The following is a 15,246-nucleotide window of genomic DNA, read 5'->3' as shown; positions in this document are numbered from 1 at the left end:
AACCGCCGAACTCCGACGCCCAGCCGACGGCGCAAGCATTCGGACGGGCTTTTCGGGTTCAGAACACTCGCCAGACGCCGAGGACGATGCCGCGCTCCTGCAGCGTTTCCTCGCCGGCGACGGTGGCGATGGTGCCGGCCTGCAACGACCAGTCCTTGGCGAAGTCCCAGACGACGCTCAGCTGCACCTTGTGCTCGCGGACATCGGAGAAGACCCCCTGGGCGGAGCCCGTGGAGAAGGTGTTGAAGGACTGCGCCAAGAGCAGAACCTTCGGCACCGGGCGTGTGCCGACGGTGAAATCGGCACGCACCTCGTCGGAGGGATCGCCCGTGCGGATCCGATAGGCCAGCTGGGCATCGAGAAAGGAGGCCCAGGTGCCGAGGGCGAACGCGCGGCCGTAGAGGATGCGGAGGTCCGTCTCGAAACCGGTGCTGCCGACCTGGGCCGGGTTGTTGTCGTCGGTGCTGCCGGGAATGCGCGCAACGGCCTGGCCGGACAGGATGGATTTCTCGTCCGACCAGAACCGCATACGCGCGCCGAGGTCCGTATAGCCGAGGCCGAACGAATCCGCGTCGGTTGGCGCGCCGATGGTCACCGAGCGCAATTGCGGCTGGACGATCGCGGTCACCCGGTCGGTGATGCCGTACTCGAAATAGGCGTTCAGCTCGAACTTGCCGTAGTCGGGAATATCGACCGCCGACCCGCTGTCGTCGAAGCCCTTGTCGCTGTTCGTATAAGTGCCCGACACGATCACCTGGCCGTGTCCTTCGGGCTGCATCCATGCTCCGGCCCGGGCGACCGTCGGCAATCCTGCGGCAATCAGGCCGAGGGCAAGCGCGAGCCGTGCGATCATGCGCCGGAACCTTCTTCAATGACGACCGTGTCGCCCTTGGTACTGGCGCTGTCGGCCGCCCCAAGCGCCTTGGCGAACGTGCTGCGTACATCGCCGCTCCCGCCATCGCAGAGCGCTGCCCCGACGCTCAGGGTCACGTAGGGCGAGACCGGCGAATCCGGATTGGCAATCTTGAGGCTGGACACCAGGCGCCGGGCTTCATCGGCGAGCGCACGCAGGGACGCGGCATCGGCGCTGCACAAGAGCGCAACGAAAAGGTCGTTTCCGTAGCGCGCGAACTGGTCTCCGAGCCGCGCCGGCAGCGTGCGCAGGCCATCAGCGATCCGTCGCGCAAGCTCGTCTTCGCCCGCCTGACCGTAACGCGTTCTGAACCGCGCCATTCCGTCGATCCGGAAGACAACGACGCCCGCAATGCGCGCCGGCCGGTCTGAGCGCAGCAGCGTATCCACCGACTGGTAGCCGAACAGGCCCGTCGGCGCGTCGATGGGAACGTCGGCAACGGGGTGCGGCACCTCGCCGACGGGGCCCCGTGTGGAGAGTTCCACCTCGCGAGCCCTCCGGCGATCGAGCTCGCCCTTCAGCTTGAGCGCCGTGCGGATGCGGGTCAGCAATTCGGTCCGGTCGTACGGCTTCGTTACGTAGTCGCTGGCACCTGCCACGAACGCGTGCGACAGGAGGTTCTTGTCGGTAGCCGCCGTGACCATGAGGATCGGCACGTCCTGATAGCGTGCATCCGCACGGATGGAGGCGCAGACTTCGATCCCGTCCATTTCGGGCATCATGACGTCGAGAAGGATCACGTCGACAGGCTCGGTGGGCGCCTCTTCGGTGGCCGCCAGACGTGCGAGGGCATCTGCCCCGGATGTGGCGCACACGACGTCATCGTAGCCGCCCGACATCAACGTCGCGGCGAGAACGTCGCGGGCATCTTCTGAATCGTCGACGACCAATATCCGCACGTCAGTTCCCGCCGGTTGTGATTGTCTGGGACCGGTAGACCTGCCAGTTCGCGTCACTGTAGACGACGCGGTATCCCGGTGCACCTTCTTCGAAAAAGTCTGAGAACGCCTGCCGGATCCGGTCGCGTGTCACCGGTGCGTCGGACGGCGCCGGCACCGCGATCAGCGGTTCGCTCGGGCGTACGGAGAGGAGTGCCAGCGAGAAGCGCGGGTCACTGGGCACCACGAGGCCGCGGGCGGTCTGGCGCAGCGCGACGAGTTCCGGATGGGCGAGAGCGTCGAGCAGTACTCCGTCGCTGTCACCGAGATAGCGGGCGACAGCGCGGGAGGGATGCTCATCTGCGGACCGTGGTGCTCCGAGGACAGCCTCCCGCCACGTGCGGTCCGCCCGCCACGTGCGGTCCGCCCTATCCGTCGTCCTGGTCGCGGCTGCGCCGGCGCCCAACAGCCCGACCACGGCGAGCACGATCCCGACCGTGCCGCGAACATGGGCCGACGGCCAGTGCAGGGTGCAGGCGCCGGCAAGGGCCACCGCAGGCGACAGCAGCAGGAATGGGGACAGGCTCGAGCCGCTCGCCGTAGCCAATACAATTGCGGCCAACAGGGTGCCTCCAAGCGCCAGTGTCGGCACCAGCAGGATGCGGCGCCTGGTCGATCGCGCGGCAAGCACCGGCAACTGCGGGCAGGCCACGGCGAATGAAAGGGCGACCGCCAGAAGCGAGACCAGGCCGGCGGTCCGCTCGGGCGACCCGATCACCGCGGCGTCGGGATCGGACAGGAAGGCCCAGGGAGCACCGGCAAACAGCCAGCCGATATAGGCAAAACCGAGCATCGCGAAGGCGATGGGAAACAGAAGGGCCAGGAACAAGCCGCCCGGGGCCCGGGCGAGGAGTTCCCGGGGCGCGGAAAGGGCAAGGAAGGGGAGGGCGGCGAAGACGATCAGGACCCCGTAATGATGCGAAAACACCAGCAGCACGAGCGCGAAGGCCACCGCCATGGCGTGCTGGACCGTCCCGTCACGGGTTAGGCCGAAGAGCCCGTGGGCGAACATCAGCATGCCGCAGAGGAGCAGCACGATGTCCGGCCCTTCTGCCAGCGCCCGAAGGAAGAGCGGGTTGGCCATCAGCAACGCGGTCACGAGCAGGCTCGCACCCACACCGATACCCGCCTGCCGGCTGATGCCGTAGAGGGACGCCCCGAAGAAGCCGCCGCCCAGGGCGGCGGCAACGGCGGCGGGCATGGCCGTTCCCAGGTCGCTGTAAGCCACCAAGAAGGACAGGAGATGCGGGAGGGGCGGGTAAGCGGTCGCGAACGCGGTCACGCCGGTCCTGCCTTCGGCAGCCAGAACGACATCGCCGGAAAGCGCCAGCATCGAGGCGGACTGGTAGTCGTTGACCTGAAGCCAGAGCAGGTAGGCGACGCAAAGCGCGAAGCAGCCCGTTCCGACCAGCAAGAACCCCGCGGCGCGCCTCATGCGCCTTGCTCCGCCGCGCTCTCCGCCTTCGCCTTGGCGAGCTCGATGGCGGTGTGCTTGGAAATTCCGTGCTGGGTCTTCTCCCAATAGAACGGATTCGAGATCAGCTGCCAGAGCGCCTTGTAGGCGGCCACCGAGGTCAGCATCCAGTACCAAAAGACGGATAGGCCGTAGGGGACCAGTTCCAGCCAGCCCCGGCGGAACGGCGCCACCATGGTCAGATAGATGAACAGCCCGTTTCCGGCCAACAGGTTGAACAATGCGAAATAGAGCAGGAGCGGCGGGAACAGGATGTCGAAGCCGCTGGTGCTGGTCACCAGCCAGGCCACGAAGATCAGCCAGAACAGCGGGTTCAGCAGGCCCGACAGCATCGTTCCGCCAATGAAGAACAGGAAGCCGATGACGCCGAGGACACCGATGGAGCGCACCAGGTGCACCGGGCGGCGCGTATGGACCAGGAAGGTCTGCATGTAGCCCTTGATCCAGCGCGAGCGTTGCCGGATCCAGTTGCCGGTGGCGCAGTTGGCCTCCTCGAACGTCGTGGAATCGATGACGCCGACCCTGTAGCCCTTCTGGGTCATGCGAATGCCGAGGTCGGCATCTTCGGTGACATTGAACGGGTCCCAGGCGTGCAGCTCGCGCAGCACGTCGATGCGGAAATGATTGGAGGTGCCGCCCAGCGGAATCGGCACCTTGAGCCGTTCCAGGCCGGGCAGCATCATGTCGAACCACAGCGAGTAATCGAGCGTGAACATCCGCGTCAGCCAGTTCTCGCGCGCGTTGTAGTAGTTCAGGCGACACTGGATGCAGGCGGTGTTGTCAGGCGAGCTGCGGAAGGCGGCCACGACCTTCTTCAACTGATCCGGCTCGGGCTTGTCTTCCGCGTCGTAGATGACCAGGAACTCGCCCCGGGCAAACTTCAGGGCGTAGTTGCACGCCTTCGGCTTGGTCTGCGGCTGCGAGGCCGGGACGCGAATGATCTCGAAGATTCCCTCAAGTGCGAGCGCCTTCGCCGCGTCGATCGTCTCGTGGTCGCCTTCTTCCAGCACCAGCTTGATGTCGAGCTTGGCGAGGGGATAGTCGAGCCGGCGCAGCGCATTGGCGAGGATCGGCAAGACCTCCGGTTCGCGGAACATCGGCACGAGGATCGTGTAAGTCGGCAATTCCCGATCGTGCAGCAGTCTTGCCTCGGCCTCCAGCGCCTGAGTGGAACGCGCCTGGCCTACCCCTCCAGCCCACACGAGCAGCGCCTTGAAGGCGAAGTTGCCCAAGTAGAAGAGCGTCATCACGAGGTTGATGCCGATCAGCGTGGCAATTGGTGCGAAAGCAAGTCCAACGGCCACCAGGCTGAGACAGGCATAGATCGCGATCAGCTGGGCAACGGTCACCACCCGCTGCGCCGACATGTCCGGGTCGATCTCGGCCAGCTGGTAGACGGCGTCGTGGGACTGCTGCTCGCGGAAGCGGCTTTGCAGCGACCAGATGATGTCGAACTTCGACGTCACCACCAGATCGAATGCGCCCCCCCAACGCCGGCGCGCGAACAGGATCGCGTCGGGTCCGGGGTCGGCGGTGGCGACAACGAGCCGTCCATTGCGTCGCATCCACGGCACGATGAGGTGGCGCGCGAAGGTCTCAGCATCGCTCTCCTCCATGAGCGTCTCGTCGGGCGGCTGCTTGAGCAGGTCCACGAACGGAAGGTCGAAATTGCCCGCCAGCGTCTCGTAGAACTGCCGTGGCTTCAGCCAGGACCGGGCAAGCAGCACGTCCCCCAGCCGCACGTTCCAGGCCACCGCCAGCTCCTTCGCCTCGTCAAGCTGGACGAGGGAGATCAGCCGGCGCTCGACCAGCAGGTCGCCGGTGGCGATGTCGGTGGACGAGAGAGCCATGACCTCAGCCGGACCGGCGGCGGTAGTAGCGCGATAGGCCGAGAACGAAGACGACCGTCAGGATCAGCCAGCCGGCGCCGATCAGCCAGGGCCGGTACTGGCGTGCCAGCGCCAGGTAGGACGTCCGCTCCGGATAGATCACCTCGACGAGACGGTCGCGCTCGGTAGAGAAGGCAAAGGTCACCGCTCCCTGTTCAAGGAAGGCAACGTTGCCGCGATCGAGCCCAGCCGTGCCCGGTCCGGCGGCAAGGCCGTCGCTGCCGGGGTGGATCCACAGGCCGGTCGTCTCGGAGGTATGGACGATCTCCGCGAGGCCCTGCCGGGTCAGCCCGTCGGCGTCCAGGAGCGTTGTGTCGCCGGGGCCGGTGACGAGGATGCGACCAGCGTCTAGACGGACAGGCGCGCTGATCGCCTCCGGAAGTGTCGGAGAGACCAGAATGAAGGGCTGTGTCTCGTTCTCCGCAGGAAGGCCGAACCGGACATCCACCGCGGCTGCGGGCGGGACGAGGTCGGCGACGATGCGGGCAAGACCGGGCCACAGAACGGTGCGGTCATCGGTTTCGCGCGCGAGGAAGATGGTCACGCCGTTGCCGAAGGCGGAGGTAAGCTCGAAAAAGTCCCGCGGCCGGGCGTTGCCTTCGCGCAGGGACAGGCTGCTGGAGGGCAACAGCAGGACCGGGAAGCTCTGCGGAGGGTTGGCACAGTCGCCGGTCAGCGGTTGCCGCTGCACCACGACACGGATCGAGTTGGCCTGATGGAAGAGGCCGGTCGGAATCGTCGCAGACAGAGTGGCGGGGACCGCGCCCGGCGTCACCGTCGTGGCAAGGAGGCTACCATTCATGAACGCCGCAATGGTGGCGTTGGTCTCCTCGAAATCGTCGCCGATGGCGAGGTCGAGATCGAGACGCGCCGGCTGCATCCCGGCGGGCAGGTTGGTGGCCTTGAAGCCCACGTCGAACACCGCCCGATCCACCAGCGACTGGGTTGCCAGGTTCATGCCGAGATCTGCAAAGCTCAGATCGGTCCCCTCCGGTCGGCTTTCGGTCACCGTCTCCACCGAGAGGCGGGAGGCCGATGCCAGCGCCTCCCAGCGCGAGGCGAGGAAGGCCGCGCCGGGGGCAGGGTCGGACCCGTCCACCAGAAGGGCAGGGCCGTCGGCGGTGTCGAATACCGAAACGGTGCTGGTCCCATCCTCCGGGTTAGCAGGCGCATCGACGCCCGTTGCCACGATGATGCGCCCCTCCGCCCAGTCCCGGCCGGGGGAGACCTCCTCCAGCCCGCCGCGCTCGTAGGTCGCGTAGGAGACGGAGGCGTTGCGGGCGAGAAGCATGGACGCGATGCGCAGGATCGCCGCGCTCTCGGTCTCGGTGAGGGCCTCGCCGGGCGCCAGGATCGTCACGTCCTGCGGCATCAGCGCCAGGACGCTGCGCACGTCCGCGATCGCCGCGGGGGCCAACTCCAGGGAGAGGCCGCTGTCGGGCAGGACAGCGACAAAGTCGCCGGACACGCGCTCATCCAGACACCGGTCCTCGGTGACGGCGCCGGAGTAGGCGATCGTCACTTCAAGGAAGCGGCCTTCCACGGTCGTCAGGTCGACGGCAAGTTCGATCGCCATCTCCTCGTCCTGCTGGGAGAGCGCGCGGGTGGTGGCGATGCTGTCGGCGATGCGAATCTGGACGCTCCGGCGGCTCCGGAACGCGCTGCCGGAGCGCAACCGCAGCTTCAGCGTGGCCGATAGCAGACCGGTCTCGGGAATGGGGAAATAGAGCGTCTGGCTGCCGCCGAATCCGGTGAACTCCAGCCCTCGCCGGAAGCCAAGCTCGTCGATCGAGATCTCGCGCCGCACCGTGCCAAAGCTAGCATCGGCGCGAGACACGGCCATGCCAGTCTGCTCCTGCGCCGACACTGGTATTGCCAGGCAGCTCGAAGCGAGGACGAGCAGCAGGATCTTGCGGAGCGATGTCACCGGTTCATTTCCCTGGCTTGGTCGGCATGGGCAGCGAGCCTTGCGAAGCCGGCCCTGAGCTGCTCGACCTCCGTGTCGCTGAGGGGGCGGCCCGAAGCCAGTGCGTCGGCGATCACGCTTTCGAGATCTCGCGCTTCCGCACCGAACGTCTCGAGACCGAGTGTAGGCGCCGTTCCGGCCCATTCATGCAGGATGCCGCGCATGCGCGTCATGGAGTCCTTCCCGCGGGGAAGAGACAGCGCCTCGTTGAGTGCGGCCATCGGCTCGTCCAGGCGCAGCAGGAAGCGGCGCCGCACCTCCGCGATGCGATTGAGATAGGCGGTCTGGTTCACGGCCGGATCCCGTTGTTGGCTGCTTCGCAGGCGACGGGCGCCTCGTTCACTCCAGGTAGCCACGAGCGAGTTGGGCAAGTGTCAGCGGATCGAAGGGCTTGGCGATGAAGCCGTGAGCGCCCAGCTCCAGCAGGCCGCTCACCTCGTGCGTCTGGGCCCGGGCGGTGATGAACACGACCGGGACGTCGTTCAGGGCAGGGGTCGCCTTCAGTCGCCGCAGCGTCTCCGGCCCATCCATTTCAGGCATCATCACGTCCAGAAGAATGAGGTGCGGCTTCCATTCGGCGGCAATCGCCAGACCGTCCCGGCCGGAGACACCGGCGCGCACGTCGAACTGCGGATCGAGTTCGAGCGACATCTGGGCCACTTCCCGGATGTCGGGATCGTCGTCGATGTAGAGGACGCGATAGGGGGCCATTCTCGGTGCTACTCCTGCGGCGCCCGCTCGGGGGCCTTACTCACCAGTGGCCGGTAGGACCAGCGTTCTCACAAGTTCGGCGATGGCCAGCTCGGATGACCGGGTCTTGGTCATCGCGGCTCGGACACGCGCCGCTAGCTGTTGCTCGATGTCATAGGCGGAGAAGATGACCACGGCAGCCTTGCTCGGGACTGACTCCAGAAGGTTCTGCCCAGCTCCGTCCGGCAGGTCGAGGTCGAGAATGACGATGTCGTAGTGGCGCGTTGCGAGAAGACGGCGCGCTTCGCGAGCGGTCCGCGCGGGGGTCACGTCAAGGTCAGGGCCGAGGGCGGTGGCGACGACATCGAGGACATCCTCGTCGTCCTCCACGTGCAGAACAGAGGGAGCGCGGGCGAAGGTTCCCTTGCGAAGGTTTGCCAGCACCGCTTTCAGCCGGTCAGCCTCGACGGGTTTCTCGATCCAGTCGACGACACCGAGGGCAGAGCCGTTGAGGCTGGTTTTCGCATCGTCGAGATGGGCCGAGACGATGATCACGGGAAGGTGCGCTCCGGCCTCCGTCTTGCGCACTTCGCGCATCAGCGCGAGACCGGATTCGCCCGCCAGACGGATGTCCAGGGTCATCGCGGTGTAGGCCGTCTTCGCAAGCATGGCTCTGGCCGTGTCGACGTCCAAAGCGATGTCGGATTGCAGCCCCTCATCGGCGAGGGTCATGGCGATCAGCTGGGCGATGTCCGGCTCGTCTTCGCAGATGAGGACGCGTGGTGCGACGTCGGCTTCGTCGCCTCCGGCGAATGGGTTCAGGCCGGCCGGTTCCGATCGGATCTCGGGAAGATCGACGTGAAAGACGGTTCCTGCGCCCAGCTCGGTTTCAAAGCCGACCGTACCTCCGAGCCGGCCAACGATCGCCTTGACGATGCTGAGCCCAAGACCCGTTCCGCCTTTCGACCGCGCATCCGTGCTGTCGGCCTGCTCGAACCGGCCGAAGATCCGGTCTCGAAACTCCAGCGGAATGCCCGGTCCGCGGTCGCGCACCGACAGTCGCACCCCGGCCTGGGTTCGCAACAGGTCCACCGAGACAGTGCTGGCCTGAGGGGCGTGCTTGATGGCGTTGGACAGCAGGTTGAGCATGACCTGATTGACCCGGTCGGGATCGACCGCTGCAACTGCGCCGGGGGCCGCGTCATCGAATTCGATGGTGACCTGCCGTTCGACCATGTAGCTGCGGCTCGCCTCGATGGCCTGGGCGATGACCGGCGCGAGCTCATGTGGGCGAATGTCGAAGACCATTCGCCCGGATTCGATCTTCTCGATGTCCAGAATGTCGTTGATCAGCCGAACGAGCCGCTCGCTGTTGGAGTGTGCAATCGCAATCAGCCGCTCCGCCTTGGCCGGAAGCACGCCCGCAGCCCCGGATGAGATCAAGCCGAGCGATCCGCGGATTGAGGTCAATGGCGTGCGCAATTCATGGCTGACAGTTGAGATGAACTCCGTCTTCATCTGCTCGCTCTGCCTGCGCTCGCTGATGTCGAAGAGAGACCCGTCCCACACAAGCCGCCCGTCGGAATCGGTGCGGGGTTCGGCGGAGGCGAGCATCCAGAGGTGCCGTCCGTCCGACCGTTGGAACTGGGCCTCGATCGACCAGGGTTCGCCGGTTCGCGCGGTTTCCTGGAGGAGCTGGTTCACCGTGTCGACGTCCTCCGCCGACATCATGCTCAGAATGGCTTCCGGGTTGCCGGTCAGCTCATCGGGCTCCACGCCGAGAATACGCCGGGAACTGCCGGACACATACTTGAAGCGACCGTAACCCGACCGCCCGAGAGTGAGCTGAAACAGGACTCCGGGCGCGTTGTTGGCGATGGTCTGCAGCTGTGCCTGGCTCTCCTTCAGTGCGGAAACGGCCCAGCGCCGTTGCATTTCTCCGAGGATCAGCGCGCCTGCAAACAAGGTGCCGAAGAAGTTGGTTGGCATGATGTAGGTGAGGATGGCGCGGGCCAGATCGGGGCTCGCGGTGGGCGTCAGGAAATGGACGCTGATCAGTGGCACCGCGGCGGCGATGGCGGCGTAGCCCGCGACGACGGCCGGTGAGAGCCGCTGCCTGCTGTGGTTCTGCCAGAGCCACAGCAAGGTCGAGAAGATGGCCACGAGCCAAATACTGACGGTGCCCGGGACGGCTCCGGCGCCGCCGAAGTAGGCGCGCGTCAGAGACGTGGCGACGGCCGTGATCGCGCCCGCCACCGGACCGCCAACAGCCACCGCCATCGCGACCACCACGTTGCGCGCATCGACGCGGAAGCCAGGTGCCAGTTCGACCGGCGAGAACATTGTGACGATACCGACCGCACCGAACGCCAGCCCAATGGCAACGCCGCGTGCCAGCGGGCGGTTTTCGAGGCGATTGCCGAGGAGGGCGAGGAACAGCACGGCCAGGACGATCACCGCCGCGCTTTCCACCAAGTCGATCACTGCGAGCATGGCAACCTTGTCACTCCTTGGGCCCACTGACCGGGCTCGGCGCGAGGTCCGGCGGCGTGTCCACCCCGGTCCTGCTGTCGATCCGCCCGGTCGACCGGGCCAAGCTTTATCGGAGGGAGATGTCGCGGGGCTGTCGTTCGCTGCACGAATCGACGGGCGCTCATCGCAATACGACAGGGCAGCGCGGTCAGGTTCCGCTTGCGCGTGCGCTGGACGATGCTTCGCGGGAGGACGCTTTCCGACCCGTTCTAAGCAGCCGCGCCGAAAGGGATCGGGGGCGCATCGACCAGCGGCTGCGATACCTCAGTGAAGCCCGGCCTCGCATGCGCTGTCGTCTCGCCGGTCTGCTTCAGAATTTTTAGCAACCACTCCGTTTCGGAATGGGTTTCGCTTGCAATCGTTGGGGATGTGCGCACATTTGCATTTGTACGTCTTCCGTTCACCCTTTTTTGGTATTGGGAGTCGTCCCATCCGGGCAGGGCGCGCCTGAACAAGCGCCCGCGCGGCTGGCCTTTCGGTCTGGATCGCGCGAGTGGGCGGGCCGTACCTGAAAACTTGGGGAAACGCTCGTGAGAGCACCGGACCGTCCGATCCGCGTGTCAGGCAACGCGGTCAGGGCAGCCGGAATTGGCGCGTTCGAAGGTGGTTCGCATATGGATCCCAGCAAGATCACCGAACTCGGTGCTGATGTCCGGCACGGCGAGGGGCTGCACGTGCGCCCCGGCGAGGTGCCGGTCGACTTCAGCGGCCAGGTTCGGGATGCGGTCCGTCGCGACAAACTGATTCCCCACTACCAGCCCATAGTGGACATCGCGACCGGCGACATTGTCGGCGTGGAAGCCCTGGCGCGCTGGATCGATGACACGAACGGCCTGATCGGGCCGGACCGCTTCATCCCGGCCGCCGAGACCGGTGGCTTCATCGGCGACCTGTTCTTCCAGATCCTGCGCCGGGTCTGCGTCGATGCCCTGCGCTGGACGGATATCAAGGTCTCCGTCAACGTTTCGCCGGCACAGTTCCACGACCCTTTCCTGGCCTCCAAGATCCTGTCCGTCTTGGGCGGTACCGGCTTCGATCCGGCGCGCCTGGAGATCGAGATTACCGAGGGCATGCCGCTGCGCGACTGGGCGCGCGCCTCACGGACGTTGCAGGACCTGCGTGCCGAGGGCGTAAGCTTTGCGCTCGACGACTTCGGTACCGGCTACGCCAATCTCAGCCATCTCCGCGAGCTTCCGTTCGATTCGCTCAAGGTCGACCGCTCGTTCGTCTCGGCACTCACCGAGCGCGACGAGAACCGCAAGATCGTGCGCTCCATCCTGCGGCTGGCCGAGGATTTCGAGCTGGCCACGGTCGCCGAGGGCATCGAGACCGAGGCGCAGCTCGTCTGGCTGCGCGAGGCCGGCTGCCAGTTTGCCCAGGGCCATCACTTCTTCTTCCCGCAGCCCGCGTCGGAAATCGACGAACTCGTCTGAGGTCGCAGACCTCGTCTCCGGTTCCGAGCAATGGACCACAGTCCGCCCTCCCGGCGCATCACCTGGCGGCGGGTCGGGCGCGTTTATGCCTGCGTGGTTCGGGTGACGTGGGGTTGCGGAGCGATGTCACACGGAAAGCGCGTGTCGCAGACGCCGTGGGGCCTCAGCCTTCAAGGCGCGTTTCGAGCCGACCAGCCAGATCCTGGATGAACTGCCACGCCACGCGGCCGGATCGAGCGCCACGCGTGGTGGCCCATTCAAGCGCCTCCGCGCGGAGCGAATCCGCATCGACAGCCAGATCGAAATGATCTGCATAAGCGGAGACCATCGCGAGATACTCATCCTGGCTGCACTTGTGAAAGCCGAGCCAGAGGCCGAACCGGTCGGAGAGGGAAACCTTTTCCTCCACGGCCTCGCCGGGATTGATGGCAGTTGCGCGCTCGTTCTCCATCATGTCCCGGGGCAGGAGATGACGGCGGTTGGACGTGGCGTAGAAGAGGACATTCTCCGGCCGCCCCTCGATCCCGCCTTCCAGAACGGCCTTCAGCGACTTGTAGGACGCGTCGTTGCCGTCGAAGGACAGGTCATCGCAAAAGACAAGGAAGCGGTGGGTCGAGGCGCGCACAAGCGCCATCAGGGCCGGCAGCGATTCGATGTCTTCGCGATGGATCTCGACCAATTTGAGCGGCGAGGCAGCCGATTGGTTCACCGCCGCGTGGGCCGCCTTCACCAGCGACGACTTGCCCATCCCGCGCGCGCCCCAAAGAAGCACGTTGTTGGCGGGCAGTCCGCGTGCAAAGCGTTCGGTGTTGTCGACCAGCTGGTCGCGCATGCGGTCGACCCCCTGTAGCAGAGCGATATCGACGCGATTGACCTTTGCGACCGGCTCCAGCCGGGCCGGGCGGGGATGCCAGACGAAGGCGTCGGCTGTGTCGAAATCGGGTTCGCCGGCGGCGGGCGGGACGGCCCGCTCGACAAGCGCGATCAGGCTGTCGAGGCGCGCGGCGAGGGCGTCGAAATCCGGATTGGCCAACGATGGTCTCCTTTGAGGCGAAGGCAGCGATGCCCGTGTGCGTGCGACAGAATCGCGCCAGCGGAGGGCCAAGATCGACGATTGCGCCGGCTCCCGCAATTCGCCGCCGTTACCGCTAATGTGTGCTACAGGAGCGGGGCGTCGGGTTGGCGCCGAAACCGGCGCGCTGCGCGGCCCTCCGGCGGGTCCCGATGCTCCCGCCGGTTTCATTTGCAATGGCGCACACGGCAGCTATAGTCCGCGCCGCTTTTCAGGATCAATGCGGATATCCGGGGCGAGGGGCAAATCCCGCCCGCCGGACCGTACACACGGAGCAGAGAACCGTTCATGTTCGTTACCCCAGCTTATGCCCAGGGATTCGGCGGTGGCGGCGGCAGCGAGCTGATCGTCTCGCTGCTCCCGTTCATCCTCATCTTCGTCATCATGTACTTCCTGGTGCTGCGCCCGCAGCGCCAGCGCATGAAGGCGCACCAGGAGATGGTTTCCGCCTTGCGCCGCGGTGATACCGTGGTCACCGCCGGCGGCCTGATCGGCAAGATCTCCAAGGTGGTGGACGAGAACGAGGTGCAGGTCGAACTCGCCGAGGGCGTCAAGGTTCGGCTGATGCGCAACACCGTGACGGAAGTCCGCTCCAAGGGCGAACCGGTCAACGACAACGCGTAAGGCGACGTCGTCGCTTCGATAATTGACGCGGCGCGCACTCACCGTGGCCGGGACACTCGCAACGAGTGCCCGGCGCGGTGAAGATCGATAGGCTCTAGATGCTGTATTTCGCCCGCTGGAAGATCGTCCTGATTCTCGGAGCCGCCGTGCTCGGAATCCTGGCGGCCCTGCCGAACCTCTTTCCCAAAAGCCAGGTCGAGGATTGGCCGTCCTGGATTCCTCATCGCCAGATCGTGCTTGGTCTCGACCTGCAGGGCGGTGCCTACCTGCTCTATCAGGTCGATCGCGAGGACTACATCGACAAGCGCCTGAAGAGCGTAGTCGGCGAAATGCGGGCTGCGCTGCGCGAAGAGCCGCGGATCGGCTACACCGGCCTCGGCGTGGCCGACGATGGCGCCCAGGTGCGCATCCGGGACCAGGCCCAGTTCACCGCCGCGCAGGAGCGGCTCGGGGAGCTCGTGACGCCGCTGCAGTCCACGCTGTTCGGGCAGGGCGCCGTCGACGAGTTCGAGATGACCACCGGCGACGACGGTCTCATCCGGCTCACCTTCACCGACGAGGGCCTGTCGCAGCGCATCCGCTCTATCGTCCAGCAGTCGATCGAGGTGATCCGCCGACGCGTCGACGAACTCGGTACCACCGAGCCGAACATTCAGCGACAGGGCGAGGACCGGATCCTCGTCGAGGCGCCCGGCCTGGATGACCCCGAACGCCTGAAGGCGCTCGTTGGCCAGACCGCTCAGCTGACTTTCCACCTGGTCAACACGTCGATCAACCCGCAGCAGGTCCTGGAAACGCGCGCGCCTCCCGGCGAGATGTTGCTCTACTCGATGGACGATCCGCCGCAGCCCTATGTGGTCGAGGAATCGCCGTTGATGACCGGCGAGGACCTGGTCGACGCGCGGGCCGGGTTCCAGCAGCAGACCAACGAACCGATCGTCACCTTCCGTCTGTCCACCGGCGGCGCGCGGACCTTTGCCAATGTGACCACGACCAATGTCGGCCGGCCGTTTGCCATCGTGCTCGACAACGAGGTCATTTCCGCCCCGGTCATCCGGGAGCCGATCACGCAGGGGTCGGGGCAGATCTCCGGCAACTTCACCGTCCAGACCGCGAACGACCTGTCGATCCTGCTACGTGCCGGTGCGCTGCCGGCCAAGCTGACGATCGTGGAAGAACGCACCGTCGGTCCGGGCCTCGGCGAGGACTCCATTGCCGCCGGCGAGACCGCGGCGGTGATCGCGGCGATCGGCGTCGCGGTGGCCATGCTGCTGGTCTATGGACTGTTCGGCATCTTCGCGAATGTCGCGCTGGTGGTGAACATCGTCCTGATCCTGGGCCTGCTGTCGTTGCTGGGGGCCACACTGACGCTGCCAGGCATTGCCGGCATCGTGCTCACCATGGGCATGGCCGTGGACGCCAACGTGCTGATCTATGAACGCATACGCGAGGAGGCGAAGGCCGGCCGTTCGGCCATCACGGCCATCGATGCCGGCTTCTCGCGTGCCATCGGCACCATCTTGGACGCGAACATCACGACCCTGATCGCTGCGGTGATCCTGTTCCAGCTCGGCTCCGGCCCCGTTCGCGGGTTCGCCGTCACGCTGGCGATCGGCATCCTGACGACGGTGTTCTCGGCCTTCTTCTTCACCCGCTTCCTCGTCGCCCAATGGGTGCGGATGAAGCGGCCATCGTCCGTTCCTCTCTGAAGCCAG

General features: G+C 65.9%; 12 protein-coding genes. 3 read left to right on the top strand and 9 right to left on the bottom strand.

The features are described from left to right. Window positions 1-58 precede the first annotated feature (58 nt). The 8 genes from C507_RS0102455 to C507_RS0102420 are packed head-to-tail and all read right to left on the bottom strand — an operon-like array spanning window position 59 to window position 10,363. The gene (locus C507_RS0102455) at window positions 59-853 is read right to left on the bottom strand and encodes a hypothetical protein (RefSeq protein ID WP_018698069.1); all 795 of its coding nucleotides are present in this window, start codon (window positions 851-853) and stop codon (window positions 59-61) included. After that, entirely contained in the window at window positions 850-1,803 is a 954-nt protein-coding gene (locus C507_RS0102450) for a response regulator (RefSeq protein WP_018698068.1), read from the bottom strand. The genes C507_RS0102455 and C507_RS0102450 overlap by 4 nt, the downstream gene beginning before the upstream one ends. 10 nt (window positions 1,804-1,813) lie before the next feature. After that, entirely contained in the window at window positions 1,814-3,286 is a 1,473-nt protein-coding gene (locus C507_RS0102445; RefSeq protein WP_018698067.1) for a hypothetical protein, read from the bottom strand. Then, on the bottom strand, window positions 3,283-5,175 hold the full coding sequence (locus tag C507_RS0102440; protein WP_018698066.1) for a glycosyltransferase family 2 protein: 1,893 nt from the start codon (window positions 5,173-5,175) through the stop codon (window positions 3,283-3,285). The genes C507_RS0102445 and C507_RS0102440 overlap by 4 nt, the downstream gene beginning before the upstream one ends. 4 nt (window positions 5,176-5,179) lie before the next feature. Then, window positions 5,180-7,141 carry a cellulose biosynthesis cyclic di-GMP-binding regulatory protein BcsB gene (locus C507_RS0102435; protein ID WP_156829125.1) on the bottom strand — a complete coding sequence of 654 codons (1,962 nt, stop codon included), beginning with the start codon at window positions 7,139-7,141 and terminating at the stop codon, window positions 5,180-5,182. Then, window positions 7,138-7,473 carry an Hpt domain-containing protein gene (locus C507_RS0102430; RefSeq protein WP_018698064.1) on the bottom strand — a complete coding sequence of 112 codons (336 nt, stop codon included), beginning with the start codon at window positions 7,471-7,473 and terminating at the stop codon, window positions 7,138-7,140. The genes C507_RS0102435 and C507_RS0102430 overlap by 4 nt, the downstream gene beginning before the upstream one ends. Before the next feature lie 46 nt (window positions 7,474-7,519). After that, a complete protein-coding gene (locus tag C507_RS0102425) occupies window positions 7,520-7,891 on the bottom strand; it encodes a response regulator (RefSeq protein WP_018698063.1) in 372 nt (123 codons plus the stop codon). 36 nt (window positions 7,892-7,927) lie between these two features. Further along, complete coding sequence (locus C507_RS0102420; protein WP_018698062.1) at window positions 7,928-10,363, bottom strand: ATP-binding protein; 2,436 nt, start codon at window positions 10,361-10,363, stop codon at window positions 7,928-7,930. Between the two features lie 653 nt (window positions 10,364-11,016). Between C507_RS0102420 and C507_RS20165 the strand changes: the two genes are divergently transcribed. Beyond that, complete coding sequence (locus tag C507_RS20165; RefSeq protein WP_018698061.1) at window positions 11,017-11,835, top strand: EAL domain-containing protein; 819 nt, start codon at window positions 11,017-11,019, stop codon at window positions 11,833-11,835. Between the two features lie 163 nt (window positions 11,836-11,998). On the opposite strand, the gene C507_RS0102410 is transcribed toward C507_RS20165, so the two are convergent. Then, window positions 11,999-12,868: an ATP-binding protein gene (locus C507_RS0102410; RefSeq protein ID WP_018698060.1), complete on the bottom strand. Its 870-nt coding sequence runs from the start codon at window positions 12,866-12,868 to the stop codon at window positions 11,999-12,001. A 327-nt stretch (window positions 12,869-13,195) separates the two neighbouring features. On the opposite strand from C507_RS0102410, the gene yajC reads away from it, so the two are divergent. After that, window positions 13,196-13,531, top strand: coding sequence for a preprotein translocase subunit YajC (gene yajC, locus C507_RS0102405; protein ID WP_018698059.1), 336 nt, complete (start codon window positions 13,196-13,198; stop codon window positions 13,529-13,531). A gap of 98 nt (window positions 13,532-13,629) precedes the next feature. Further along, window positions 13,630-15,240, top strand: a complete 1,611-nt coding sequence (secD, locus tag C507_RS23390; protein ID WP_018698058.1) for a protein translocase subunit SecD — start codon at window positions 13,630-13,632, stop codon at window positions 15,238-15,240. Window positions 15,241-15,246 lie beyond the last annotated feature (6 nt).

The sequence above is a fragment of the Amorphus coralli DSM 19760 genome (assembly GCF_000374525.1).
GTDB classification, from domain to species: domain Bacteria; phylum Pseudomonadota; class Alphaproteobacteria; order Rhizobiales; family Amorphaceae; genus Amorphus; species Amorphus coralli.
This window is presented reverse-complemented; position numbering and strand designations above follow the sequence as displayed.

Bases quoted from the DNA above. Each gene is read 5' to 3' on its own strand.
- C507_RS0102455 (WP_018698069.1), bottom strand. From the start codon at position 853: ATGATCGCACGGCTCGCGCTTGCCCTCGGCCTGATTGCCGCAGGATTG.
- C507_RS0102445 (WP_018698067.1), bottom strand. From the start codon at position 3,286: ATGAGGCGCGCCGCGGGGTTCTTGCTGGTCGGAACGGGCTGCTTCGCG.
- C507_RS0102440 (WP_018698066.1), bottom strand. From the start codon at position 5,175: ATGGCTCTCTCGTCCACCGACATCGCCACCGGCGACCTGCTGGTCGAG.
- C507_RS0102425 (WP_018698063.1), bottom strand. From the start codon at position 7,891: ATGGCCCCCTATCGCGTCCTCTACATCGACGACGATCCCGACATCCGG.
- C507_RS0102420 (WP_018698062.1), bottom strand. From the start codon at position 10,363: ATGCTCGCAGTGATCGACTTGGTGGAAAGCGCGGCGGTGATCGTCCTG.
- C507_RS20165 (WP_018698061.1), top strand. From the start codon at position 11,017: ATGGATCCCAGCAAGATCACCGAACTCGGTGCTGATGTCCGGCACGGC.
- yajC (WP_018698059.1), top strand. From the start codon at position 13,196: ATGTTCGTTACCCCAGCTTATGCCCAGGGATTCGGCGGTGGCGGCGGC.
- secD (WP_018698058.1), top strand. From the start codon at position 13,630: ATGCTGTATTTCGCCCGCTGGAAGATCGTCCTGATTCTCGGAGCCGCC.